Annotated in this window: 25 protein-coding genes; 11 read left to right on the top strand and 14 right to left on the bottom strand. The window is 51.9% G+C overall.

All coding sequences use genetic code 11. The features are described 5' to 3' along the window. Positions 1-30: 30 nt before the first annotated feature. The 4 genes from UNDKW_RS22900 to UNDKW_RS22885 all read right to left on the bottom strand — a co-directional run bounded on the left by UNDKW_RS22900 (position 31) and on the right by UNDKW_RS22885 (position 1,806). On the bottom strand, positions 31-381 hold the full coding sequence (locus tag UNDKW_RS22900) for a type II toxin-antitoxin system PemK/MazF family toxin (RefSeq protein WP_162060619.1): 351 nt from the start codon (positions 379-381) through the stop codon (positions 31-33). Next, on the bottom strand, positions 381-629 hold the full coding sequence (locus UNDKW_RS22895; protein WP_162060618.1) for an AbrB/MazE/SpoVT family DNA-binding domain-containing protein: 249 nt from the start codon (positions 627-629) through the stop codon (positions 381-383). The genes UNDKW_RS22900 and UNDKW_RS22895 overlap by 1 nt, the downstream gene beginning before the upstream one ends. A 112-nt stretch (positions 630-741) precedes the next feature. Further along, the gene (locus tag UNDKW_RS22890; RefSeq protein WP_162060617.1) at positions 742-1,140 is read right to left on the bottom strand and encodes a hypothetical protein; all 399 of its coding nucleotides are present in this window, start codon (positions 1,138-1,140) and stop codon (positions 742-744) included. 21 nt (positions 1,141-1,161) lie between these two features. After that, positions 1,162-1,806, bottom strand: coding sequence for a TetR/AcrR family transcriptional regulator (locus tag UNDKW_RS22885; RefSeq protein ID WP_162060616.1), 645 nt, complete (start codon positions 1,804-1,806; stop codon positions 1,162-1,164). Positions 1,807-2,031: 225 nt separating this feature from the next. Between UNDKW_RS22885 and UNDKW_RS22880 the strand changes: the two genes are divergently transcribed. Next, entirely contained in the window at positions 2,032-3,129 is a 1,098-nt protein-coding gene (locus tag UNDKW_RS22880) for an MBL fold metallo-hydrolase (protein ID WP_162060615.1), read from the top strand. Between the two features lie 81 nt (positions 3,130-3,210). Here UNDKW_RS22880 and UNDKW_RS22875 read toward each other — a convergent pair whose 3' ends face one another. Further along, a complete protein-coding gene (locus tag UNDKW_RS22875) occupies positions 3,211-3,822 on the bottom strand; it encodes a LysE family translocator (RefSeq protein ID WP_162060614.1) in 612 nt (203 codons plus the stop codon). A gap of 95 nt (positions 3,823-3,917) precedes the next feature. On the opposite strand from UNDKW_RS22875, the gene UNDKW_RS22870 reads away from it, so the two are divergent. Continuing rightward, the gene (locus tag UNDKW_RS22870) at positions 3,918-4,940 is read left to right on the top strand and encodes a GlxA family transcriptional regulator (protein ID WP_162060613.1); all 1,023 of its coding nucleotides are present in this window, start codon (positions 3,918-3,920) and stop codon (positions 4,938-4,940) included. 111 nt (positions 4,941-5,051) lie between these two features. Here the strand turns inward: UNDKW_RS22870 and UNDKW_RS22865 are convergent, their stop codons facing one another. The 4 genes from UNDKW_RS22865 to UNDKW_RS22850 are packed head-to-tail and all read right to left on the bottom strand — an operon-like array spanning position 5,052 to position 9,619. Further along, positions 5,052-7,088 carry a sodium:solute symporter family protein gene (locus tag UNDKW_RS22865; RefSeq protein WP_162060612.1) on the bottom strand — a complete coding sequence of 679 codons (2,037 nt, stop codon included), beginning with the start codon at positions 7,086-7,088 and terminating at the stop codon, positions 5,052-5,054. Between the two features lie 4 nt (positions 7,089-7,092). Next, a complete protein-coding gene (locus tag UNDKW_RS22860; protein WP_162060611.1) occupies positions 7,093-7,359 on the bottom strand; it encodes a DUF4212 domain-containing protein in 267 nt (88 codons plus the stop codon). Next, a complete protein-coding gene (locus UNDKW_RS22855) occupies positions 7,356-8,888 on the bottom strand; it encodes a sensor histidine kinase (RefSeq protein ID WP_162060610.1) in 1,533 nt (510 codons plus the stop codon). The genes UNDKW_RS22860 and UNDKW_RS22855 overlap by 4 nt, the downstream gene beginning before the upstream one ends. Further along, positions 8,885-9,619 carry a response regulator transcription factor gene (locus UNDKW_RS22850; protein ID WP_162060609.1) on the bottom strand — a complete coding sequence of 245 codons (735 nt, stop codon included), beginning with the start codon at positions 9,617-9,619 and terminating at the stop codon, positions 8,885-8,887. The genes UNDKW_RS22855 and UNDKW_RS22850 overlap by 4 nt, the downstream gene beginning before the upstream one ends. 398 nt (positions 9,620-10,017) lie before the next feature. On the opposite strand from UNDKW_RS22850, the gene UNDKW_RS22845 reads away from it, so the two are divergent. Continuing rightward, on the top strand, positions 10,018-10,377 hold the full coding sequence (locus tag UNDKW_RS22845; protein WP_162060608.1) for a hypothetical protein: 360 nt from the start codon (positions 10,018-10,020) through the stop codon (positions 10,375-10,377). Between the two features lie 117 nt (positions 10,378-10,494). Here the strand turns inward: UNDKW_RS22845 and UNDKW_RS22840 are convergent, their stop codons facing one another. Next, on the bottom strand, positions 10,495-12,147 hold the full coding sequence (locus tag UNDKW_RS22840; protein ID WP_162060607.1) for a glycoside hydrolase 43 family protein: 1,653 nt from the start codon (positions 12,145-12,147) through the stop codon (positions 10,495-10,497). 231 nt (positions 12,148-12,378) lie between these two features. Here UNDKW_RS22840 and UNDKW_RS22835 point away from each other — a divergent pair, with 231 nt between their 5' ends. The 5 genes from UNDKW_RS22835 to UNDKW_RS22815 all read left to right on the top strand — a co-directional run bounded on the left by UNDKW_RS22835 (position 12,379) and on the right by UNDKW_RS22815 (position 15,716). Then, entirely contained in the window at positions 12,379-12,756 is a 378-nt protein-coding gene (locus UNDKW_RS22835; protein ID WP_197892991.1) for a BlaI/MecI/CopY family transcriptional regulator, read from the top strand. Next, positions 12,746-14,011, top strand: a complete 1,266-nt coding sequence (locus UNDKW_RS22830) for a M56 family metallopeptidase (protein ID WP_162060606.1) — start codon at positions 12,746-12,748, stop codon at positions 14,009-14,011. Before UNDKW_RS22835 ends, UNDKW_RS22830 begins: the two co-directional genes overlap by 11 nt. 91 nt (positions 14,012-14,102) lie before the next feature. Next, positions 14,103-14,795 carry a hypothetical protein gene (locus UNDKW_RS22825; protein ID WP_162060605.1) on the top strand — a complete coding sequence of 231 codons (693 nt, stop codon included), beginning with the start codon at positions 14,103-14,105 and terminating at the stop codon, positions 14,793-14,795. A gap of 9 nt (positions 14,796-14,804) precedes the next feature. Continuing rightward, on the top strand, positions 14,805-15,455 hold the full coding sequence (locus UNDKW_RS22820) for a YdcF family protein (protein WP_162060604.1): 651 nt from the start codon (positions 14,805-14,807) through the stop codon (positions 15,453-15,455). Positions 15,456-15,482: 27 nt separating this feature from the next. Continuing rightward, positions 15,483-15,716, top strand: a complete 234-nt coding sequence (locus UNDKW_RS22815; RefSeq protein WP_162060603.1) for a hypothetical protein — start codon at positions 15,483-15,485, stop codon at positions 15,714-15,716. Between the two features lie 78 nt (positions 15,717-15,794). On the opposite strand, the gene UNDKW_RS22810 is transcribed toward UNDKW_RS22815, so the two are convergent. Further along, on the bottom strand, positions 15,795-16,331 hold the full coding sequence (locus UNDKW_RS22810) for an NIF family HAD-type phosphatase (protein WP_197892987.1): 537 nt from the start codon (positions 16,329-16,331) through the stop codon (positions 15,795-15,797). Between the two features lie 155 nt (positions 16,332-16,486). On the opposite strand from UNDKW_RS22810, the gene UNDKW_RS22805 reads away from it, so the two are divergent. Next, on the top strand, positions 16,487-17,638 hold the full coding sequence (locus tag UNDKW_RS22805) for a hypothetical protein (protein ID WP_162060602.1): 1,152 nt from the start codon (positions 16,487-16,489) through the stop codon (positions 17,636-17,638). Positions 17,639-17,802: 164 nt separating this feature from the next. Here the strand turns inward: UNDKW_RS22805 and UNDKW_RS22800 are convergent, their stop codons facing one another. Then, positions 17,803-18,075 (bottom strand): hypothetical protein, encoded by a 273-nt coding sequence (locus UNDKW_RS22800; protein ID WP_162060601.1) that lies wholly within the window; start codon positions 18,073-18,075, stop codon positions 17,803-17,805. Between the two features lie 27 nt (positions 18,076-18,102). Here UNDKW_RS22800 and UNDKW_RS30890 point away from each other — a divergent pair, with 27 nt between their 5' ends. Further along, complete coding sequence (locus tag UNDKW_RS30890) at positions 18,103-18,228, top strand: hypothetical protein (protein WP_255431520.1); 126 nt, start codon at positions 18,103-18,105, stop codon at positions 18,226-18,228. 96 nt (positions 18,229-18,324) lie between these two features. Here UNDKW_RS30890 and UNDKW_RS22795 read toward each other — a convergent pair whose 3' ends face one another. Beyond that, entirely contained in the window at positions 18,325-19,122 is a 798-nt protein-coding gene (locus UNDKW_RS22795; protein ID WP_162060600.1) for a DUF4019 domain-containing protein, read from the bottom strand. Positions 19,123-19,282: 160 nt separating this feature from the next. Beyond that, positions 19,283-20,368, bottom strand: a complete 1,086-nt coding sequence (locus tag UNDKW_RS22790; protein WP_162060599.1) for an endo-1,4-beta-xylanase — start codon at positions 20,366-20,368, stop codon at positions 19,283-19,285. 235 nt (positions 20,369-20,603) lie between these two features. Between UNDKW_RS22790 and UNDKW_RS22785 the strand changes: the two genes are divergently transcribed. Then, positions 20,604-22,532 carry a phosphatase PAP2 family protein gene (locus tag UNDKW_RS22785; protein ID WP_370529149.1) on the top strand — a complete coding sequence of 643 codons (1,929 nt, stop codon included), beginning with the start codon at positions 20,604-20,606 and terminating at the stop codon, positions 22,530-22,532. Positions 22,533-22,586 lie beyond the last annotated feature (54 nt).

The raw sequence follows: 22,586 nt of genomic DNA, 5'->3' as shown, positions 1-22,586 counted from the left end.
CTGCGATTTTGCGCTTGCAAAATAGGTGCGCTACTCAAAAATAATCGCCTCAACACGCGCAGCCACATCATCAACGATGGCCAGTGGCACTTTTTCTTTAAATTTGGCCTGACGTATTTTCCAGTCCAGTGATTTCATTTGATGACAATGGACTGCACCCTGGGTATCAAGTCCCAACCCCATCAGGGTAACGATCATCCCGTGTGTCCTGGCAGCATCTGCAGCACCTTGGGAAATGGGGCAGATCATCGCCAGACCACGTTGATTGAAAGCCTTTTGGCTGATCACCAGACCAAAATGCTTGCCTTTCATTTCATGACCGGATGCCGGGTCAAATTGTAAATGGACGATATCACCACGAGCCGGAACATATGCCGCCATCAGAGAACTTCCAATCCGGCGGGAGGCATTTCATCCCAGCCTTCTACTTTTGGCAGTTCCCCGCCCGGCATTTCTGCCAGCAGCTCTTCGAGCTTGTAACGACGCTTACTTGGTGCATTGACAGTCATGCGCGCCCCTTCCAGCGAAAGCTCTACTTGGGAGCCTTCCTGCAATTGGTTTTGTTCTATAAACGCTTTGGGAACCGTCATCACCAGTGAGCCACCGGCACGTCTTAATGTTTGCAGCATAATGCCTCCTGATATTGCATCAGTTTTATTTTAGTAGGACTTTTTGTTTTACACAAGTAGGATAATTTTGAATGCACGCGCTTGGCATGCGTCAGATTACGCATGTTGCTGATTAACATTCGTAGGGCGTGATGTACAAGTACATCGGGGCATCACCAGTTTTTGTGCAGCCCTTAATACACTTGAATCTTTCGCCTGGAGTTTTCCCCGTTGCATCGCAAGCATCACGCCCATGTTTTTGAAGTCTGTAGGTTTTTCCTGCAAGAGGTGTGCGGCTATTTGCTTTACACGAGAACTGGTCTCCGTCACCCGTACATTCTTCCTCAACTGGAAAATGCCCTTCTTCACCATTTTTCTTACCGAAAAATATATGAACGCTACTGTATTCGCAGCCTCTGTCAGAAATTTCGATAGCTACATTGTGGCTCTTACCTGAAACTTCGCCAGAACAAGCAGCGGAACTTGTCAGCGGTGTCAGCAGGGTGGCTAATATATATAAGACCAGTTTCATATATTTTTTCGATGCGTCCGATTACGCTACGCTAATCGCACCTACCGCTGTTGCAGGCACTACCTCGTAAAACCCCAAAAACATCCCTGCTGTCAGTTCTATCAACACCTTTTGCTGCGGCTCTTCCAGCATAGGCTGTCCCATCGCCACCTGCGGCCAGAAGGCCAGGGACTTCAGTTGGCCTTGCAGCATGTCGCCCATGAAATAGGGATCGCCAGATTTCAGCTTGCCATCGGCCTGTGCTGCCCTGATCCAGGCGACGATGCCTTCTTCGCGTTTGCTCATGCGTTCTACCATGTCGCGGGCGCGGTCTGGGGTGTGGATGGTGGCGGCGACAGCGACGCGGACGAGGTCGATGAAATTGGTGTCGCTCATCAGGCGCATCTTGTTGCCAAGGAAAGTTTCCAGTTGTTCGCGCAGGTTTTTATCGGCCTGATAGCGAAAATCATCCTGAGAAACAGCGCTTTGCCACAATTTTAACAATATTGCGGCGAACAAATCGTCTTTACTGGGGAAGTGGTTGTACACCGTGCGTTTGGAGACCACCGCCGTGGCGGCGATCTTGTCCATGCTGGTTGCATCGAAACCATTGAGGCGAAATTCATGAATGGCTGCCTGCAATATGGCTTCGCGTTTGCGGTCGGTCTGGCGTACGGGTTCTGACATTTGTAATTTTATTATCTGGTGTGCTGGTTGAGCCTGTCTGGCTGCGATAAAAGAATTTTACACTAACTAGTTTACTTTTTAAGATTTAGAAACTACACTGTGTAGTGTAAATATTGGGCGCAGCATTTTTCTTGTGTAGTTTTATGCAGTCATCAGGCGCAATCATTTATGCCCCGAATTTCGCGGTTTGTATTCAGTCTCTTCATGACAGGAGTGTTGATCATCATGGCTTATGTTTCTTACCCCAGCAATGCCCAGAATTTACCTGTCGTTGCTTCTGCAATTGCGCCAGCAACACAGGCTCCCGCTACTACAGGCGGTTTTGTCAATGACAAAGAGATGCGCGAACCAGGCTTGTGGGGCAGCCTCAAAATCATGTGGAAGTTTTTCTTTGACAAGCCTAAAGACACTGTACCGGGCGGCAGCATACCCGTGTTTGATCTGACTCAAGAGCAGTTGCTGGCTGCACCGGACAATAGTCTCTACCGCCTTGGCCATTCAACCATACTGATGAAGTTGCAGGGTGAGTTCTGGCTGACTGATCCTGTGTTTTCTGAGCGTGCATCGCCCTTCCAGTGGATGGGGCCAAAACGTTTTCACCAGCCACCGATCAGTATTGCTGACCTGCCGCCCATCAAGGGCATCATCCTGTCGCATGATCATTATGATCACCTTGATTATGCCGCTATTTTGCAGTTGGCGAAAAAGACCGAGCACATCCTGACGCCGACAGGTGTTGGTGACCGACTCATCAAATGGGGTATAGACGCAGACAAAATCCAGCAACTGGGTTGGTGGCAAAGCACCTGGATCAATGGCACGCAGTTTGTCGCCACACCTGCCCAGCATTTTTCTGGCCGTGGCCTGCATGACCGTGACCAGACCCTGTGGGCATCGTGGAGCATACTGACGTCTGAACTGAAAATATTTTTCAGTGGCGACACTGGCTACTTCAAAGGTTTTAAAGAGATAGGTGATAAATACGGCCCCTTTGACCTGACCATGATAGAAACCGGTGCCTATAACAAGATGTGGCCTGATGTGCACATGCAGCCAGAAGAGTCCTTGCAGGCGCATATCGATTTGCGTGGCAAGACCATGCTGCCTATCCATAACGGCACCTTTGATCTATCCATGCATAGCTGGTTCGAACCGTTCGAGCGTATCGTCGCACTGGCGAAGCAGCATGATGTGAAAATCAGCACACCGCAGATGGGCGAAGAAGTCGATATTGCCGAACCACAAACGGGCAAACGCTGGTGGCTGTTTCCTATGGTTCAGGCCAGCAAGCCTGTGTCCTTGCAGTCAGCACTTGCCGAGTGATATTACACAGCAAGCGCGCAGAGACGATCACACATAATACGATTACAAAGGCAGGGCCAGGTTTTATTCAAAAATCTGGCCTTACTTGATGATTGGCAAGGCCGCACCAGCCAGCACAAATAAAGTCCCGCAAGAGCGGTTGAACAGCTTTTCGCCGCGCTCCAGCCAGGGGCGTATCTGGTGGGCCAATCTGGCCAGCAGGCATTCGACCACGAATTCCATACCTGCAAATGTTGCGGTCATGATCAGGAATTGTGTCAGCAAAGAGCGCTGCATATCAATAAACTGAGGCAGGAAAGCGCCATAGAACAAGATCACTTTTGGGTTGGCAATAGCTGTCAGCAAACCGGCGCGAAACAGGCTGGACCCACGGGCACTTCCCTTGTTTTCCTGCATTGACATATGCAGCGCGGGTGCGCGCCATAACTGTATACCCAGCCAGACCAGATAAAGCCCGCCACCTATCTTGAGTACCAGCAGGGCATGTGAAGATGCCTGCAGCAAGGCACCGAGGCCAAACATGGACAAGGCAATCAGGGCAGTAAAACCCACCACGCCGCCAGTGATTGTCCACAGCGCTTTTTTTGCTCCATACATCGCGCCATGGGTCATTGCAAGCAAGCCATTGGGGCCCGGTGTCAGCGACAGTCCCAGTACTGTGATTGCGTAAATAATCCAGATGTTTAAAGCCATGTTTTCTCCTGTTTTCCATGAAGTCAGTGTAAACAGGATCATGTTTTATAAATGGTATTATCTGGACTTATTTAGGTAATTTATGGACATCGATTATGCCACGCTATGTGCATACTGAAACGACTGTGGCAGACATACGCCTGCTGATCATGCCTATGCCTGAATTTGCGATGCTGCCGTTTGGGGGATTTCTCGACAAGCTGCGCTTTACCGCAGATGACGCAGACTACAGTCGCCAGCGGTACTGCACCTGGCAAATCCTGGGACTGGAAGCGGGCAGTATCAAATCCAGCAGTGGCATCGATATTCAAGTTCAGACTACCCCGGCAGAAATTAATTATGCAGACTTTGATTATCTGGTAGTTTTTGGTGGCAGGAACGCGCAGGCAACGCAGGCGCTGGCACCGCGCTACAAAAACATCCTGCGTAAAGCGGCAGGGCATGGCGTGAAGCTGGTCTGTATTGATAATGCCTGCTTCCTGCTGTCTGCCTGTGGTTTATTGACTGGGCATAAAGTTGCCTTGCACTGGCGGCATGAAGCTGAATTCCGTGCCTCATTCCCACGCATAGAAGTCGTCAGCGGACAGATGTATTGTTTTGATGGCGAGCGCGGTGAACGAATTTCATGCGCCGGTGGCATGGCAGCGATAGACCTGGCGATAGAAATGCTTGCGCGTGCCTGCGGCCGCAGCCGTGCGCTGAAGGGCCTGGCCGACATGCTGGTCGATGAGGCACGCAGCAGCGGTCATGAGTTGCGCTCATTTGATATAGAAGCTGCAACGAGCCGCCATACAGGCCGCGCCATTGCCCTGATGCGCAGCCTGCTCAGTGCCAGCAAGACCATCGATGAACTTGCGGGCATGGTCGGCATCAGCAGGCGGCAACTAGACCGCCAGTTTCTGTCTGAGCATGGCATGACGGCAAAGAACTATTGGAATGAGTTGCGACTGCAGCATGTGCAATGGCGCTTGCTCAATTCTGCCCACAGTATTGCTGTCATCGCAGATGAAGCAGGCATAGCCGATGTCAGTTATCTGGGGAAAATATTCCGCAAGCGTTTTGGTATGTCGCCTGCGCAATTTCGAAAGACATCACCGGGCATGCCGCCAGACCTATAGCTGCACATCTGTAATATGAGCAACAAACATGAGTGCAGAAATACCGTGACCTAGGGCGCATTGCAAGGCGCCCTACATCTTCCGATTTTTCACCACTGCCATGTTCCGCTCTCAAGGCTGCCGTATAAAATCGACGAGATCCAAGGTCTTTTGATCCGGCCTGGGCGTGAAAAAACTCACTACCATCATGGTGATGAACCCAGCCGGGACGCCGAATACACCTGCCGATATAGGCGCAATGCTAAACCACTGATTCGCCGGGCTGCCACCAAATATAGGGTGGGTATACAGCATATAAAACACGCAGACGACAAAGCCAGCAATCATGCCGCAGATGGCACCCTGGCGGTTCGCACGTTTCCAGAATATGCCCAATACCAGGCAGGGGAATAGCGCTGATGCAGCCACTGAAAATGCCGCACCTACCAGTGACAGAATATCAGCAGGCTTGAGCGAAGCCACATAGGCTGCCACCAGTGCCACCACCAGTAACAGCAGCTTGGATATTGTCACCCGCTTTTGTGTTGAGGCTTGCGGGTCTATGATCTTGTAGTAAATGTCGTGCGACAGGGAATTCGATATCGTCAGCAGCAAGCCATCTGCAGTAGAGAGTGCAGCCGCCAGGCCACCAGCAGCCACCAGCGCTGATACCACATACGGCAGGCCGGCAATCTCGGGTGTTGCCAGCACGACGATGTCACCATCAAGCACAATCTCGGCGAGCTGGACTATGCCGTCATGGTTGATGTCGGTGATATTCACGAGCGGGTTGTTGCGGTCTATATTGGCCCAGTAAGTGACCCAGGCAGGCAGTTTGGAAAATTCTGTGCCGACCAGGGAATTATAGATATCGTATTTGACCAGGATAGCCAGCGCCGGTATCGTGATGTACAGCAGCATGATAAAGAACAGTGACCAGAACACCGAGTCACGGCTCTCCTTGACCGTGGGCGTGGTGTAGTAGCGCACCAGCACATGCGGCAGGGCGGCAGTACCCATCATCAGGCATAGCACCAGTGCCATGAAATTATTGCGCTTGCTGTCAGATTCTTTCTTGTCCTTTGCCGCATACGGCGTGTATTTGGAAAAACCGGGTTGCGCCTTGGCGAGATAATTATTGCGTACCTCGTTCCAGCGGTTTTGTGCTTCTTGTTGTGACTTGGGGTAATTCGCCAGCACCCGGCCTGCAGCCTTGATCTCCAGCAGCGAGGCATTGCCTGATTTTAATTCTTCGAGTTTGTGCTGCAATTCAAAACGGCCGTCTTCCCATGATTGCGGCAATTGTTGAATTTTCTTTTGCAGCTCGTCGGCACGCTGGCGGTAAATGGCCCTGACTTCTTTTTCCCTTGGATCTGACTCAAAAATCTTTTCCTTGTTGCTCAGCTCTGGCAGCACCGCCCCGTAAGAGAGCGGCGCGACCGGGTTATTGGTGTGTTTGACCGACAACCAGGCAACCGGGATCAGGAAGGCGATGATGATAATGATGTATTGCGCGACCTGGGTCCAAGTCACCGCACGCATGCCACCCAGGAAAGAACACACCAGTATGCTGGCCAGGCCGAGGAAGATGCCGACAGAAAAATCCACACCGGTAAAGCGTGAAGTGATCAGGCCCACACCATAGATTTGTGCGACCACATAGATGAAGGAAATGAATACCGTGGCAATGACAGCCAGTATTCTGACCATATTGTTTTCCGGGCTACCGGCAAAGCGTGCACCGAGAAAATCAGGGATTGTGTATTGACCAAACTTGCGCAGATAAGGTGCAATCAGCATGGCCACCAGGCAAAAGCCGCCGGTCCAACCTATGACGTAGGCAAGGCCATCAAAACCCTGCAAATACAAGCCACCCGCCAGACTCAAAAAACTGGCGGCAGACATCCAGTCGGCTGCCGTCGCCATGCCATTGAAAACCGCAGGCACGCGCCGCCCGGCGACATAATACTCGCTGATGTCAGCCGTACGGCTGACCACGCCTATGCCTGCATATAGCACGATGGTGGCAAACATGAACAGATAACCTATCCAGGCGCGCGGCACGCCTTCTTTTTCGAGGATGGCCAGGCTGATCAGGAAGATGAAAAACAGCAGTGTGTACCAGAGATAATAAACCGTCAGTTTTTGGGTAAAACGCTTTTGTGCCATGCGATCAGTCCCCGGTCTGCCTGCGGCCTATCCAGCCCATGCTGAGTGAATAGATGGCAAGTATCAGCACAAAGCTCAGCGTCAGGCCTTGCGCTGCCATGTAGAAAGAAAACGGCCAGCCAAAGAAAACCACGCTGGACAATTCACGCGCAAAGAACAGTACACAAAAGCACAGCACAGCCCAGCAAGCCATCAGGGCCACGGTCAGTCGCCGGGTATGCCGCCAGTATTGTTTGCTGACACTGCCAGTCTGCTCAGGTGCTGCGCTCATGACAAGCCCTCCATGGCAAGTTCATCGTAAGGGTTCAACTGGAAAGAGATGCGGAATACGCAACCGGGGTAGGCCGGGTCTTGCGGTTGCGGATTGTCGAGTATTTCTATCCTGGCCTCATGCTGGCTGGCGATCTCACGCACGATGGCCAGGCCCAGGCCGCTACCTTGCACATTGCTGCCGAGGATGCGGTAAAAACGCTCGAACACGTGCCCGCGTTCTTCAATCGGTATGCCACGGCCATTGTCTTCGACCTCCAGTACCGCCAGTGCCTGTTCATGGTCGGTGCGCACACGCACGGTCACGCTATGGCCTTGTGGGGTGTAACGTAAAGCATTGTCGATCAGGTTGCTGAGCATTTCACGCAACATCAGCGGGCTGCCAAAAATCAGTACCGCATTTTTATCCTGCTCAAAACCCAGATCTATTTTTTTTGCAAAAGAAGCCTGTATCCAGTCCTGCACGACATTACGGGCCAGAATGTTCAAGTCTATCTGTTCGCGTGGCTGATTGGCCGGGGCCAGGTTTTCTGCGCGTGCCAGTGTCAGCAACTGGTTGACCAGGCGTGTGGCTGCTTCTGAGCTGGTGGCCAGTTGCGTTAATGATTGATGTATCTCTTGCTGGTCAGTCTGGCGCAAGGCCAGCTCTGACTGCATGCGCAAACCGGCCAGCGGGGTCTTCATCTGGTGGGCGGCATCAGCGATAAAGCGTTTCTGGATGGCGATGGTTTGTGCCAGCCTTTCCAGCATTTCATTGAGTGATTTGACGAGTGGTGTGATTTCTTCAGGCACATGGCGTGAATCGATGGGGCTGAGGTCATCTGGCCTGCGCGCGCGTATGCGCTGCTGCAGTTCTGCCAGAGGCGACAGGCCACGGCTCAATGCGAACCAGACCAGCGCCAGGGCAATCGGCAAGATAATGAATTGCGGCAGGATCACACCCTTGATGATTTCATTGGCCAGCAGGGCGCGTTTTTCCAGTGTCTCTGCGACCTGTACCAAGGCTAAATGCGGGTCTGTATTCGGGCCGGGTTTGCCTGTCTTGTTGAGGTCGATATAACTATAGGCAATGCGTATATCTATGCCGCGCAAGACGGCGTTCCTGAACTGGACTGTACCTATGGTCGGTTTGTCTTCTTCAATGGGAGCGGGAAGGTCACGGTCACCATCAATGAGCTGGTCTTTGCTGACCTTGATCTGGAAATAGATATTGTCGAGATCATCTGCCCGCAAGATATCCCTTGCAGGGTTGCTGAGCTGGGTCACGACCTTGCCGTCTATCTCTTTGACCTGCTGTGACAGTACCAGCACATTATCTTCGAGCGCGCGGTCAAAGGGCTGATTGGCGATGGATTTTGCCACCAGGTAGGTGATGGCAATGCTCATCGGCCATAACAGCAAGAGCGGTGCCAGCATCCAGTCAAGGATTTCACCAAACAGGGAACGTTGCGTTTTTTCTTCGGGCTGCTTGCCAGCCAGGCTGTCAGGCGCTGCTGCGTCGCTGTCGTCCCTGCCTGGCTGTTGACTCATTTTTGTTCAGTGCTGGCGGTAGGCGTGGCAGTAGCAGAGCTTGTTGCCGGGGCAGTTGCAGGAACAAAGAATTTTTCCAGGCAATAACCAAGACCGCGTACCGTGGCTATACGCACGCCATCCACCTCTATTTTCTTGCGCAGGCGGTGTACATACACTTCGATCGCATTGTTGCTGACCTCTTCACCCCATTCGCACAGGTGATCGACCAGTTGCTCCTTGGATACCAGCCGGCCGGTACGTTGCAACAACACTTCGAGCAGGCCCAGCTCACGCGCAGACAAGTCCAGCATCTGTTCATGGATATAGGCGATACGCCCGACCTGGTCATAAGTCAGCGGCCCATGCTTGATGACGGTAGGCCCGCCACCCGCGCCACGCCGCGTCAGTGCTCGCACTCGTGCTTCGAGTTCAGACAGGGCAAAGGGCTTGGCCATGTAATCATCTGCGCCCAGGTCCAGTCCCTTGACCCTTTGTTCGACCGAATCTGCCGCTGTCAGTATCAGCACCGGCAAACGTGAATTACGCGCCCGCAAGCGGCGCAATACTTCTGGTCCGCTCAATTTGGGCAAGCCCAGATCAAGGATCAGCAAATCAAAGTCCTGGGTAGTCAGCGCAGTATCTGCCGCTTCCCCATCATTGACACAATCAGTGGCATAGCCGGATTGCCTGAGCGAGCGGGTCAGACCATCGGCCAGTACACTGTCGTCTTCTGCTAGCAAAATACGCATGATGAATTCGTTTTACGGTGGTTTGTCTCTGTTATCGGATGTCAGCATACGTGGCAATGGTCTTTGCCCGGCTGCATCTCTTTCTATTTTTGCACGCTGCTGAGATTTGCGCTGCATGCAGGATCAACTTTACCTCAATATCAGGTTTTGCTGGAGTTACGCAGGGATATATTTGCGCCATGACAAGGATTTGTCGTTGAGGGGCATCAGGGAAGCTTGATATTAAGATGTGTTGGCAGGCTATTAACGGTAGGAGACCTTGGAGTGATGAGCGCTGGTGCTGGCGCTTGTACCTTCGCGGGATCAAAATCCTAAGATGAAGCAGGCAAGTAAAAAACCTGCTCATATACTGCGATGGCATAGAATATAAAGAATACGCAGATATTCGGATATGTTTAATGAATAATGATGAGCCCCTTAAAAACAGTGCTGAAAGTGACGATCTTTCGGTGTTTGAACAAGTTTTAGAAAATGTATTCAGCAGTTTGACTCCCAGTGAAATGGAATTGATTTCCTCTTTTTCAAAAGAGGAAATAATAAGCCAGGCCCATCTGACTCTGGGTGCAAAAATCCGTTCTCATCTGCAGCTTTGGAAACCTGATGCTGAAAAACTGTTGAATCTTGTTGCCGCTCATGAACCAGGCTATCCAGGCGTACTTGAAGTGGAAAACGGTTCTTTTTATATCAATGCCGATGGTGCTTCTGCGATTTTAATTCGGGCGCTATGGGAAAAAATTAATGCGTCATCAGAAGTCTGAACCCGTTCACTTTCAGCTTTGTAAAAAGCAAACTCCAAAGCCAGAACCGGTGCGTCAAGACGCACCCTACGGGCACGGCAATAGGTTGCGTCTTGACGCACCGCCTGGGCGTTTGAATTATGGTAACTGCTTGTTTATCGCCACCCTGAAATAATCCACATCGACATAATCATCGTCAGCAGAAGGTGATACATCGGGCCGCACGCTGAACAAACCCATCTGTGCACCAACCCAGCGGCCCATCGTTGCATTGAACTCATCGCCAATCGCATTAAATTGCTGATTGTCGGTGCTGTAATAGAATTGCGTTTTGCCACCTGCCTGCACCACCATGCGCAAATAGACAGTGCTGCTGTTTAATGGCAGGCTGGCGCGTATCACTTCTGCGCATTTTGCTTCTGTCTTGTCGCAAGTCGATAAGAGTAACTGTCTTGCCTTGTCTTGCTGGCGCACGCCCAGCCAGGCATAGTTGAAACCATACATGATGAGGCCAGTGCTGCTGCCATTTTGCAGGTGACTCACATCCAGTCTGGTATCTACCGTGAATTGTTCGGCAGGCAGTTTTTGCAATAGCAAGGAGGGCACGTCCCACAGGTTGTTGCGTTCTGCATAGCTGCTGTCAGCTTGAGTGTGCAGGCGCAGGTGCTGTGGCCTGGCTGTCAATGAATACCATGCTGGTTTCCAGTTGGCATTCCATTGCCATTGTAAGCCCAGCTTGCTGTCCCTGAATTCATCGCTAGTCGCAGGCTGTATTTGAGGGAAATTGCCTGCTACTGGCATCGCATGCCTGAGCACAGGTTCACCGGTACCAGTGTCCTTGGCATCTTCACCGATGACGGGCCAGCCATCTTTCCAGTGCATGGGTTGCAGGTGCACGATGCGGCCATAGGCGCGCTTGTCCTGGAAGTGGTAAAACCAGTCAGTGCCTGCTGGTGTCTGTACCCAGGCCCCCTGGTGCGGGCCATTGGTGGTTGACTTGCCTTGCGCCATAACGATCTTGTCTTCATAGGGGCCCTCAATATGGCGTGAGCGGAATACCGATTGCCAGCCTTCTTCCACGCCACCTGCCGGGGCAAAGACATAGTAATAGCCCTGATGTTTGTAGAGCTTCGGGCCTTCCAGCGTTTTGTAGCCAGGCAGCTTGTTGCCATCGATAACGACCTTGCCCCCGGTATCCAGTATCTGTGTCGCCTCCTTGTTCATGCGGCGCAGGCTCAGCATATTGTTGATACCTGCGCGGCTTTTTGCCCAGGCGTGTAGCAGATAAGCCTGACCATCTTCATCCCACAAGGGCGTAGGATCGATGATGCCCTTGCCTGCCAGCAGCAGGTGGGGCGTAGTCCAGGGGCCACTGAAATTGTCTGCCGTCATCACATAAATGCCCTGGTCAGGGTCGGGATAAAAAATCCAGAAGCGCTGGTCGTGATAACGCAGGCAGGGCGCCCACACTCCCTTGCCATGCTGTGGTCGGGCAAAATCCGCGAGTGGCAATTGCTGGGGCAGGGCATGCCCCACCAGTTGCCAGTGCACCATGTCTGCCGATTCCAGCAAAGGCAGGCCGGGTGCACTATTGAAGCTTGATGCCGTCATGTAATAGTGCTTGCCTACACGGATGACATCGGGGTCGGAATAATCGGCGTGGATGATGGGGTTCTGGTATTGCGCCCGGTCGGCATGGGCAGCATGTTGGGCATGCGCCCGTATAGTCAAAACGGGCAGTAGCAGGCACGCTGTCAACAGTTGAGGCAAAAATCCGGCTTTTCTTGTCATCACGCATTACCTTGGAGTTTGGTTGACCAAATTTAAATTGGTAAGACCAATTATGCGATGCAAAGTTGTGCTGTGCAAGCGTGGTTTGCAGGTGCGTGACAAAAATCAGTGGATTGCGCAAACCAGCGAGCTGCATTTTTTTGTTGACTTCATTGATTACACGTGTAATCATTTATTGTCGATTACATCTGTAAATGAATGCGTCATGCAAATTTCTCCCTGGAGCCCGCAATGAAAAACATCGCCATCAGCGAAGCAGAATCGTTGGTCATGGAAACTCTGTGGAAACAGCATCCTCAGTCAGCCGAAGAGGTCAGTGCCGCTTTGGCACAGCAACAGGACTGGCAGGAAGCCACAGTCAAAACCCTGCTGAACCGCTTGTTCAAAAAGGGCGCGATCGCCGCCGAGAAGGATGGCAGGCGTTTTCTGTATTCGCCCGTCCTGCAGCGTGAACAATGGCTGATGTCAGAGAGCAAGGGTTTTCTCGACCGCATGTTCAATGGCCGCATCGCACCACTGGTGGCGCACTTCAGCGAACAAAAGAAATTATCGAAGCAGGATATCGCTGAACTCAAACGTCTCATCAAGGAGCTCGGTGATGATCAGTAATTTCTTGCAGTCATCAATACTCGCATGCCTCGTCATCAGCGGCCTGATCGTGCTCATCCTGCTGGTCAGAAATCCCTTGCGCAAACTGGCAGGTGCCAGTATTGCCTACCAGCTCTGGGCGGTCTTGCCACTCTCCCTGCTCGCCATGTTTTTGCCGCACCGGCAATACCTGGACATGGCGGAAAAGTTGCAGGCTCCTGCTAACCAGCTCATCTCCGGTACAACTCTGCTGGAGATACAAACTGCCAGCGTCTGGCCTGTGATGATGGTGGTGGTCTGGCTCACAGGCAGTCTGTGCGCTTCGACCCTTTGCGTCATGCAGCACCGGCATTTCTTGCGCAGGCTCGGCAAGCTAACTGAGAGCGAGGGGGTCTATATCGCCAGCGATGTTGATACCGGCCCTGCACTGGCAGGCTGCTTCAGGCCAAAGATCATCGTCCCCGCCGATTTTTATGAACGTTACAGCGACGCAGAGCAGGCACTCATCATCCGCCATGAACTGGTGCACAAAGGCCGTGGTGATGTCATTGCCAATATCCTGTTTGCATTGCTGCAATGCCTGTTCTGGTTCAACCCGCTCGTGCATGTCGCTGCCCGCTATTTCCGCCTCGACCAGGAGCTGGCCTGCGATGCCAGCGTGATTGCGCAAGAGCCACTGGCCAGGCGTACCTATGCCGAAGCCATGCTCAAAACCCAGTTAAGTGTCACCCCCAGTGCCCTGGCCTGCCATTGGCCTTCCCGTCATCCCTTAAAGGAGAGAATCATGCAATTGCAACAGAATAATCCGAGTAAATTGAAACGTGTTGTCGCCTACGCGGTATTGAGTTGTATTTGTGGTGCCAGTGCTTACAGCGCCTGGGCTAGCACTCCTGTCAGTGCCGTAGCAACAAGCACCCAGAGCGACAAGGAAGCCGGCAAGCCAGATGCGGACAGTTATTCGGTAGCGATGGATATCAAGGTGGCTGGAATAAAAAGCTCTCCCCGAGTGATCGTCAGGCAAGGTACGCAAGCCAGGGTCGCTATCCAGTCTGAAGATGGCCATGCAAAATGGGACTTCAGTTTTACGCTGACTCCTGCACCCGCCGAGCAATATAAAAATGCAGTCACCATTGATATGGTAGTCAAAAAAGGCGATGAAGTGATCGCTAAGCCAAAACTGATCACAGGCCTGGGCCAGCAAGCGAAGTTGCAAAAAGAAACGCCTGACAAACAACAGGATTTTGATATTGCGATGACGGCTAGTCTGGTCAAATAGGCGCAATGATCCGTGTAGCTTTAGTCAGGAATCGCCAGGCTGCTCTGGTAAAATATTTAATTCTTATTGATAGCAAAAGAGCAGGCATTACATGCAATTCACATTTTCCAGATTTACTGCCTTATTGTTATTTCCCCTGCTGCTGTTATGCGCTTCCACTGCCATGGCAGCATCTGCCAAAGTTTGCACAGGCGACGCCGCCCTGAGCAAGCTAGACGGTTACTGGACCAAGACTCATTTTCTGAGTCTGTTGAAAAAGCATGGCAACTGGACAGGGGTCATGAAAGCCACTGACAGCCAGCAAGTTGCGCTCACAATCGGGGACGGACTCATCAAACAGAACCTGGCCTGGCATGAGGGTGACGAGACTGCATATTGCCTGCGCGTAGCAGGCGATAGAATCTGGTTAGTGGGTGACGGCAAGCACAGGGCAGAGCAGGGGCCTTATCAACGCCTGGGCATACTTGAGCAGAATGAGGCCGATCTTTATCTGGCACGCATCATACAAGGCTGCTTTGTCAGCGAAGAAAAAGAGCAATGGTGTTTTGCAGACGGCAAGCTCAGCATCAATGGCAAACCGGATAAAGCCAGATTGTCCCTGGATTTGTCTGAGCTGGATTTGTATGGCACGCCATTGCGTGTTGAAGGCCGCAAGCTGCCGTTCTGGTATCTGGTCAGGCGTGGAGATGCATGGGTAGTCTTTGAAGACGATTATGCGAGTAATGAAAAACGTGTGCCCGTCGATCCAACAACCAGCAAGCCCTGGCGCGTGATAAGAAAGTAGCAGGCCGGCGTGAAGCTTCATTTTCCTGGTTTGCACCGCTACTTCCGTATCAAGTATATTCTGCTGCTGGCATTGATCATCGCGCTGGCTGACTTTATCCAGGTCATGCTGAGCATTGCTCTTTATCCTGCAATGCTAGCGCAACAATCTGCCACGCCTGAAAAGATCAAGGCTGATGCGGCGATAGTGTTAGGCGCATCTGTATGGAAAGACAGGCCATCGCCCGTATTTGCAGAGCGCATCAAGCATGGCATACACCTGTACAAAAACGGTCAGGTGCAGTATCTGATTTTTACAGGTGGTGTGAGTGAGGGCGACACTCTTTCTGAATCAGCCGCTGCCCGCCAATATGCGATTGCCGAGGGTGTTCCTGCTGATAATATTTTGACAGAAGAGGTATCGAAAAATACCTATCAAAATCTGGTGCAGGCCTGCAAGCCCATGCGCGCGCATCAATTAAAGAATGTAATGATAGTCAGTGACCCTTTGCACATGAAGCGGGCGATGACGATGGCGAATGAACTGCAACTCCATGCCATTTCTGCTGCTACACCGACCAGTCGTTATATCAGTCGGCGCTCAAAAACGAAGTCGTTGTTGTATGAGAGCTTCTTTTATGTGAAGCATCAATTGTTGCGAGAGGAAGATCATGCTTGTTGAACAGTCGCAGCACAGGAGATTGATCAAATGAATGTGTTCATGAAGACAGGATTTACCATATTGGGCCTGATCGCTGTGCTGACTGGCGTGGCCATGCTCTATGCCCCAGATAGCGTGAAGTTGTCTTGCAGGAGGGGCTGTGCATTCGAGCATCTGGTGATTATGCTGTTCGGCCAGCATACAGGAATCAGTCTGCTTGGCCTGGGAATCATTGTCATTGGAGTGTACATGATGTGGCATACATTGCAGGATGGCAGATAGGCATGGTACGCTGTCTTTCAGGCGACAGCAGTGTTGTAGTGTTGTTCACTTCACATGGCAAGGACTTTCTTTCCACAATCAAGCTCTGTTAGAAAGCGGCTCCAGCTTTTCCAGCATCACAAATAAACCCCTGTCCTCTTCAGAATAGGGATAGTCAAAATACGCTATCTGCATCCATTGCGCCTCTTGACCAGGATGGACATAGATTTCAAAATCATCCACCAGGATGATATCGCTGACTGCTGCATCAGGTACAAATTCCAGATTCTTGGTTTCGCCATGCCAATGCACATACTCTATGTCTGCATACCAGGCTGGTGCCATGCCTTCGTCCACCAGCAAGCGGGCGATTTGCCTGAACTTGTCTTCTTTTACTGTCGTGAACATGACCAGGCGTGGAAATAATACAGCGCAGCGTTCGAGAAAAGCATAAAGGCCAGGGCGTGGTATCTGGCTCATGGCGTTGGAGATCAGTGTGCCTTCAAGGTCGAGTGCTAGTACGGAGGGCAGGGGTATTTTCATTTGACTGAAGCTCATTGTCAGCGAGTGTATGAACGTGATTTTTGCAGCGGGGGTACCATTGTACTTGAAGTTGTGGCCATAGTTGGTGCGCATGGCGCTCCCTCCGATTGTGCGGCACTGCGTCTAGATACGAAATGGTCTTGCATTTGCAGTAATTTATGCTTTATTATGTTTGAGTACATAATTTATGCAAATGAACATAATTGCGCATAATAAAGATAAAATAGAGCAAATAAAGGGTATCAGCCATGAGTCTATCCTTCACTTTTCGCCGCCCTGAGCTGGCACAGGATCTTTGCAACAGATTGCAGGGCAAAGGCTTGAGTGATGCACGTTCAGGGCTGTTCCTGGCGGCCCCAAGGCGTGTCGGCAAGAGCACCTTCCTACGCGAAGACCTTGTGCCAGAGATCAGTGCACGTGGCTGGCTGCCAGTGTATGTGGATTTGTGGGCCAACAAAGAACGTGACCCTGCGCTCATCATAACCGAGGCCATCAAAAAACATTTGGCCGACACCATAGGCATCATCAGCAAGGCGGCCAAGGCCGTGGGCCTCTCCAAAGTCAATGTCATGGGCACGCTGACCATCGATATCAATCAGCCGGGTTTGCCAGACAATGTCACGCTCTCAGATGTGATTGCCGAGCTCAGTCACCAGGTTAAAAAACCTATCGTGCTCATCGTCGATGAAGCCCAGCATGCACTGAGTACGACAGCGGGCCTGAATGCCATGTTTGCACTCAAGTCAGCGCGCGACACCCTGAACTTCAGTGCTGAGCTGCCCGCGCTGATGCTGGTGTTTACCGGCTCTAACCGTGACAAACTCGCTCACCTGGTGCTGAACCGTACCCAGCCTTTCTTTGGTTCCAGCATCACGGCTTTTCCCTTGCTCAGCAAATCATACACTGATGCCTTCACCAAATGGGCGAATGGCAATCTGGCCAGGGGCAACAAGCTGCGCGCCGAGAGTGTGTGGGCAGCATTCCAGTTGCTTGGCCACAGACCAGAAATGCTGCGCGACCTGATCGCCCACATCGCGCTGGAAGGCCAGGCACAAAGCCTGTCCGAGATACTTGAAGACGGTGCCCGCAAAATCAATAACCGCCTGTGGGAAGAATTCGCCAGCGAGTTCGATGCCCTGACAGCGATACAAAAAGCCGTGCTCAGCGTGCTCATCAGCAAGGGCGAACTATGGATACCGTTTTCTGATGAGTCCATGGCGGCCTATATGGCCATCACCAAAACCAGACGATTATCCAAGGCAACGGTGCAAACAGCCATCGATGGCTTGCGCGAAAAAAACCTGGTCTGGAAACAATCGCGCGGTATCTATGCTTTGGAAGATCAGGGATTTGCTGAGTGGTTCAGGCTTAACAGGCTGGCCGGGGAGGGGCAGGTTTGAAGCTACTGTAGCAAAAACTTATCAGCAAAATTAAAAACAATATCAAGGTAATATTGAAGTTATCTGGCGCCACATTATTGAGATCGTTGTGGCTTCAAAGCCTTGCAAGTGTACGATTACGATTCACTCATCGTATCTACAATTACTGCGGTTGCTAAATAATTTCAAAAATTCCAATCCTGAGGCAATGCAGCTTCACACAACGCACATTCAAGCACATCGTCCTTGATGATGTTGATAGCCTGGCATAGCCTGCAACGGCGAAATTCATAGTGGCTGCTGAAATGTCCGGGCCCAGCTATGCCCGCGAGTTGCAAGGCGTTTGCCACGTCTGGCCATGACGAGGCTTGTGGGCAATAGCCAGTGGATTGATTGGTGATGGCACTTACTTCGAGCTTTTCTCCATTGATGACAAAAGTGATTTCACCGGCAGACAATACCGGGTTGCCACCGGCGCAAGCGACATGTTCGCTATGCCGGTCAGCGAGGTGCAGGGTGCCATGCTGGTCAATGGTGCAGGTCGCAATAATGCTGCCGTCACGGTTGATATGCTGTTCAGTTTCTTTTATCTAGCGCATGACATCCTGTAACTGGCGTATCGCAAAACCTATGGGGATGGCTGCAACTGCGGCGGCAATTTCATCTGGGCCAACGTAGTGATAGAGGCGTGTCATTGATTGTTCAATCTATGTCTTGCACTTCATCTGCTTGCGCAGTTTGCCCATGTCAGTTGCCGCTGTTGATTTCAGGATGTCATCAGAGATATGTCCATATTCTTCACGCATGAGGGTGAAATTATTTTTTGTACCAGCTGGCTGGAACCATATCAGGTAACCACAGGTGATAGGGGCGATGCTTTGTTTGGTTTCATAATCGACGGCGACATAGGTGCCTGCTTGGTACGCATTTGGAGGGTTGTCATAGACGGTAATGCGCCAGAATTCGCGGCTTAATTGCTTGCCTATTTGTGCCTGATAGGCAACTGTCCGGGTTTGCCATTCTTCCAATGGGCCGAGGTTTTTCAGGCTTTTGCCCAGCATATTGTAGGCAACTTCATAGTAGCCATTATCGATGGCTGACATATAGGCATTGCTGAGTTTGTTGCCTTCTATCTTGAATCTGGCGATGTCATCTTCACTGAGTTTGCTGCTTGCCTGCTTGGGGCGTTCTGGTATGTCAGCTACGCAGCTTAGTATTTGCACCATGTTGAAACTGGTTTTGTTACTTGCGGGCTGTCCCGCAACGGGGTCATTGCTGCTGAATTTGTATTTACCGAATTCTGGTATTTTGCCATTGCATAGCTTTACTGCTGGTTCTGCCATCATGGCTTGCGCCTGATCGACTGTCAAACTGGTGTCACTGCTGAGCACCAGTTCAAAGCTTGTGCCTGAGAGTTTTTTATAGGCGAGGTCAGCAGCCCACGCCGGGCTGGCGCTGATGAAAAGGCAGGTGCTTACAGCAATGGCAAGGCGGGATGGTGTCATGGCAATCAGTGATGAGAGAAGATCCAGCAAAGATACGGGATGCGACCTGATTTAACAATCACGAAACTGTTTCAAAAAATTACCTGAGGTTTGTACTGCATCTGAAGCGCGTGACTCCGGAGCGAAAAATATATGAGAAGCAAATGGCATCAGGCAGCAGTTATTGTGACTCCTTCAAACCCTCCAGTACGCCAAAGTACGCTGGTTTGGCCTGTCCTTTGTCGTCAAACAGAAGCGGCCAGTCCGGATAAGGTTTGTTGTCCAGCAACCATGAGTCCTTGTCCAGCAAACCCCAGAAGGTGATGCCGCCGCGCTGGGCAGGTGGTACGCTTTGCAGGTAGGTGCTGACAATGTCCCGGTATCTGGTTTTTTGCAGTTGTGCCCGTGCCGGGTCCAGGCTGGCTGCCTTTTGTTGTTGATTCAGGCTGACATCGAGTTCAGAAATGCGTACCTGCAGGCCACGCGCAGCCACCGCCTGCAGTGCAGTTTTGATCTGCGCGATATCCGGGCTATCGATACTGACATGCATCTGAAAACCTATGCCATGCAAGGGGATGTGTCGGCGCTGGAAGTCATCCACCATATCCAGCATGAACTGCAATTTATCGGACTTGCTCTCTATGTTAAAGTCGTTGTAGTACAGCACTGCGGCAGGGTCGGCTTCATGGGCGGCGATGAAGGCCTGTTCTATGTAGGCAGGGCCCAGCTTTTCAAGAAAGAGGGTGGCACGGTATTGTTTGGGGTGCTTGTTATCTATCGCTTCATTGACGACATCCCAGCTTTTGACCTTGCCTGCAAAATGCCTGCAAATTTGCTGTATATGCTCGCGCAGCATCGCTTGCCAGTCACCCTGATAGTTTTTCATCCAGACAGGTAGCTGGTAATCATGGTGCCAGATCAGGGTATGGCCATGCAATATCATGCCATGTGTGCTGGCATAGTCTGCCAGCGCATCTGCCGCTGCAAAATCATAGGTATCAATGGCGGGGTGCAGGAAGCGCATTTTCATGCCATTTTCTGCGACGATGCTGTTGAACTGCGAATTGATGAGTGTCGCACTTTCCCTGATGTCGGCCATATCACCAGGTTCATTGCCCACATTCAATGCGACCCCGATGGGAAACCTGGCATTGTCTTTCAGTGCGGGCACAGGTGCTGCAGATTGCGCCCGGCTATCAGGCTGGCAGAAACAGCAGATCAAAGCGAGCAAGGTCGCGGTAAAGCGGTAAGACATGATGTTTGGCATGTTATTTGCAAGGTAGTCATCCTACAACATTGCCATGTAAATGCCAGTGAAGCAGGTAAATAATCATGTTTTTCTGATAAGACATGGCAAATTTCATGTGCTTTGTGATCGGTTGTCATACAACAGTCATGTGCATACTTTATGATCGCCGGACTTTTTCACTTCAGATCAGACCTGCATCATGACCTCTGCTTATTGCTTGAAACACTGCTTGAAACGCCTGCCCCTGGCTTTAATGATCAGCACCGCACTTACTCTTATGGCTTGTGGCGGTGGCACGAACACCGTGGCGACCGATACCGTCGTCGTTGAAGGTCCACTGGTGATACCTGCACCGCCTGCTGATCCTGGCACGGTTGATAGCGCACCGGTGCCTGCTGGTGTGCCCGCCTTTGTCGATAATGTCGCCAGCAACCAGCGCGGGGACGCCAGATATGCGACGCTGGAAACCAATGCGGGTGTGCGCGTGTTGTCAGGCTTTCTCGCCATCTGGCAGCCGCTGACCCTGATCGTGGATGCTGGTGTGACCGCACCGGCGGTAGATAATTTCCCGGCAGTAGTCACTTCCAAATGGACAGGTGTGCCAAATGACGGCACGCCAGATGGCACTATCCTGAACCGAGCAGTGCATGATGCCAACATCAGTTACGTTGCGAACCTGACTGGCAAACGCACGCCTGAGCAGGAGCTGGCTGCCTACCTCGATGACCGTCGCGGCAAAGGCTATAGCGTCACCGATGGCCTGGGACCACTGACAGCCGCATGGCGCAGTGCAGCCCAGCAAACCACCAGCATCACTGCCATCCCGGCTGATGCAGGCACGGTTTTGTACAATGACAGCGGTAATAATACAGGTGTGGGTGGCGCGGCCAATACCAGCTTTGGCAATGCCGTCGATCTGTTGTCGCTGATAGGCAATAACGGTTCTACCGAACCGGCCAAACGCTTTTATAAATATGCCCGCCCTTACCGCTGGAGCAGCCAGGTCATCGTCGCGCCATCACTGGTACCAGCCAAGAGCACGACACCGGCAACCGATGGTGGTTTCACCAGCGGCCACTCGGCAGAAGCGACCCGCGACGTCATTGCCATGGCTTATATGGTGCCTGAGCGTTTTCAGGAATTGTTGAGCCGTGGCCTGGAACTTGGTGAAAACCGCATCATGGCAGGTATGCATTCACCACTGGATGTCATGAGTGGCCGCATACAGGCACAGGCCGTAGCCGCCGCCAACTTGTATGATGCTGCCAATGCAGCCAAGAAAGCCGCAGCTTATGCACAGGCACACGCGACGCTGATCACGCAAACCAATACCACGGCAGACAGCTTTAATGCCTATGCCCATTCTGCCACTGCAACGACTGACCGCTTTGCTGACTATGCCAGTAACAAGGCCAACTACCTGCGCCGCATGACCTATGGCTTTGCGCCGATTGCGGCCACTAATGTTGCACCTGTCGTACCCAAGGGGGCAGAAGTCTTGCTGGAAACCCGCTTGCCTTATTTGAGCGATGCGCAAAGGCGCGTGGTCCTGAAAACCACCGCCATGGCGTCTGGTTACCCCGTCATGGATGATGCTGAAGGCTGGGGCAGGCTTAACCTGTTTGCCGCCGCTGATGGTTATGGCAGTTTTGTTGGCAATGTCATTGTCAACATGGATGCCACCAAAGGTGGTTTCAATATCATGGATATCTGGCGCAATGACATCAATGGCAGCGGCAAACTCAGCAAACTCGGTAGCGGCACATTGAAGCTGGCAGGCAATAATAGCTGGACAGGCGGCACGCAAATTGATGCCGGTACAATTGAAGCCAATTCAGCCACGGCCTTTGGCACTGGCGATGTGTATAGCGGCGCTGGCGTCATCGTCAATACTGCAGGCAATCTGGCAATCGCAGGCAAATACACGCAGTTAACCAGCGGCACACTGGAGATCAACCTGCGCAGCGCGCAAAGCCAGATGCAGGTTGGCAGCACAGTCACCATCGCTGGCGGCAGCTTGCGCATACGCTTCCAGAATGGCTACAAACCCGGCGTTGGCGACACCCTTACCGTTATCAATGCAGGCAGCCTGAAAGGCAAGTTCACCAGCATCACGGTGGATGGATTTACTGCGACGCCGACTTACACTGCGACCAGTCTGCAACTGAAGCTGACTGCCTGATGCGCTTGTGAGTAGTTTGGCTTTTTTGGGTTTGTGTAGCAATGTATGGCAAGG

Origin of the sequence: Undibacterium sp. KW1 (genome assembly GCF_009937955.1) — a bacterium.
GTDB lineage: Bacteria > Pseudomonadota > Gammaproteobacteria > Burkholderiales > Burkholderiaceae_D > Undibacterium.
Note: the sequence above shows the minus strand (reverse complement) of the source record. Positions and strands in the feature narration are given on the sequence as shown.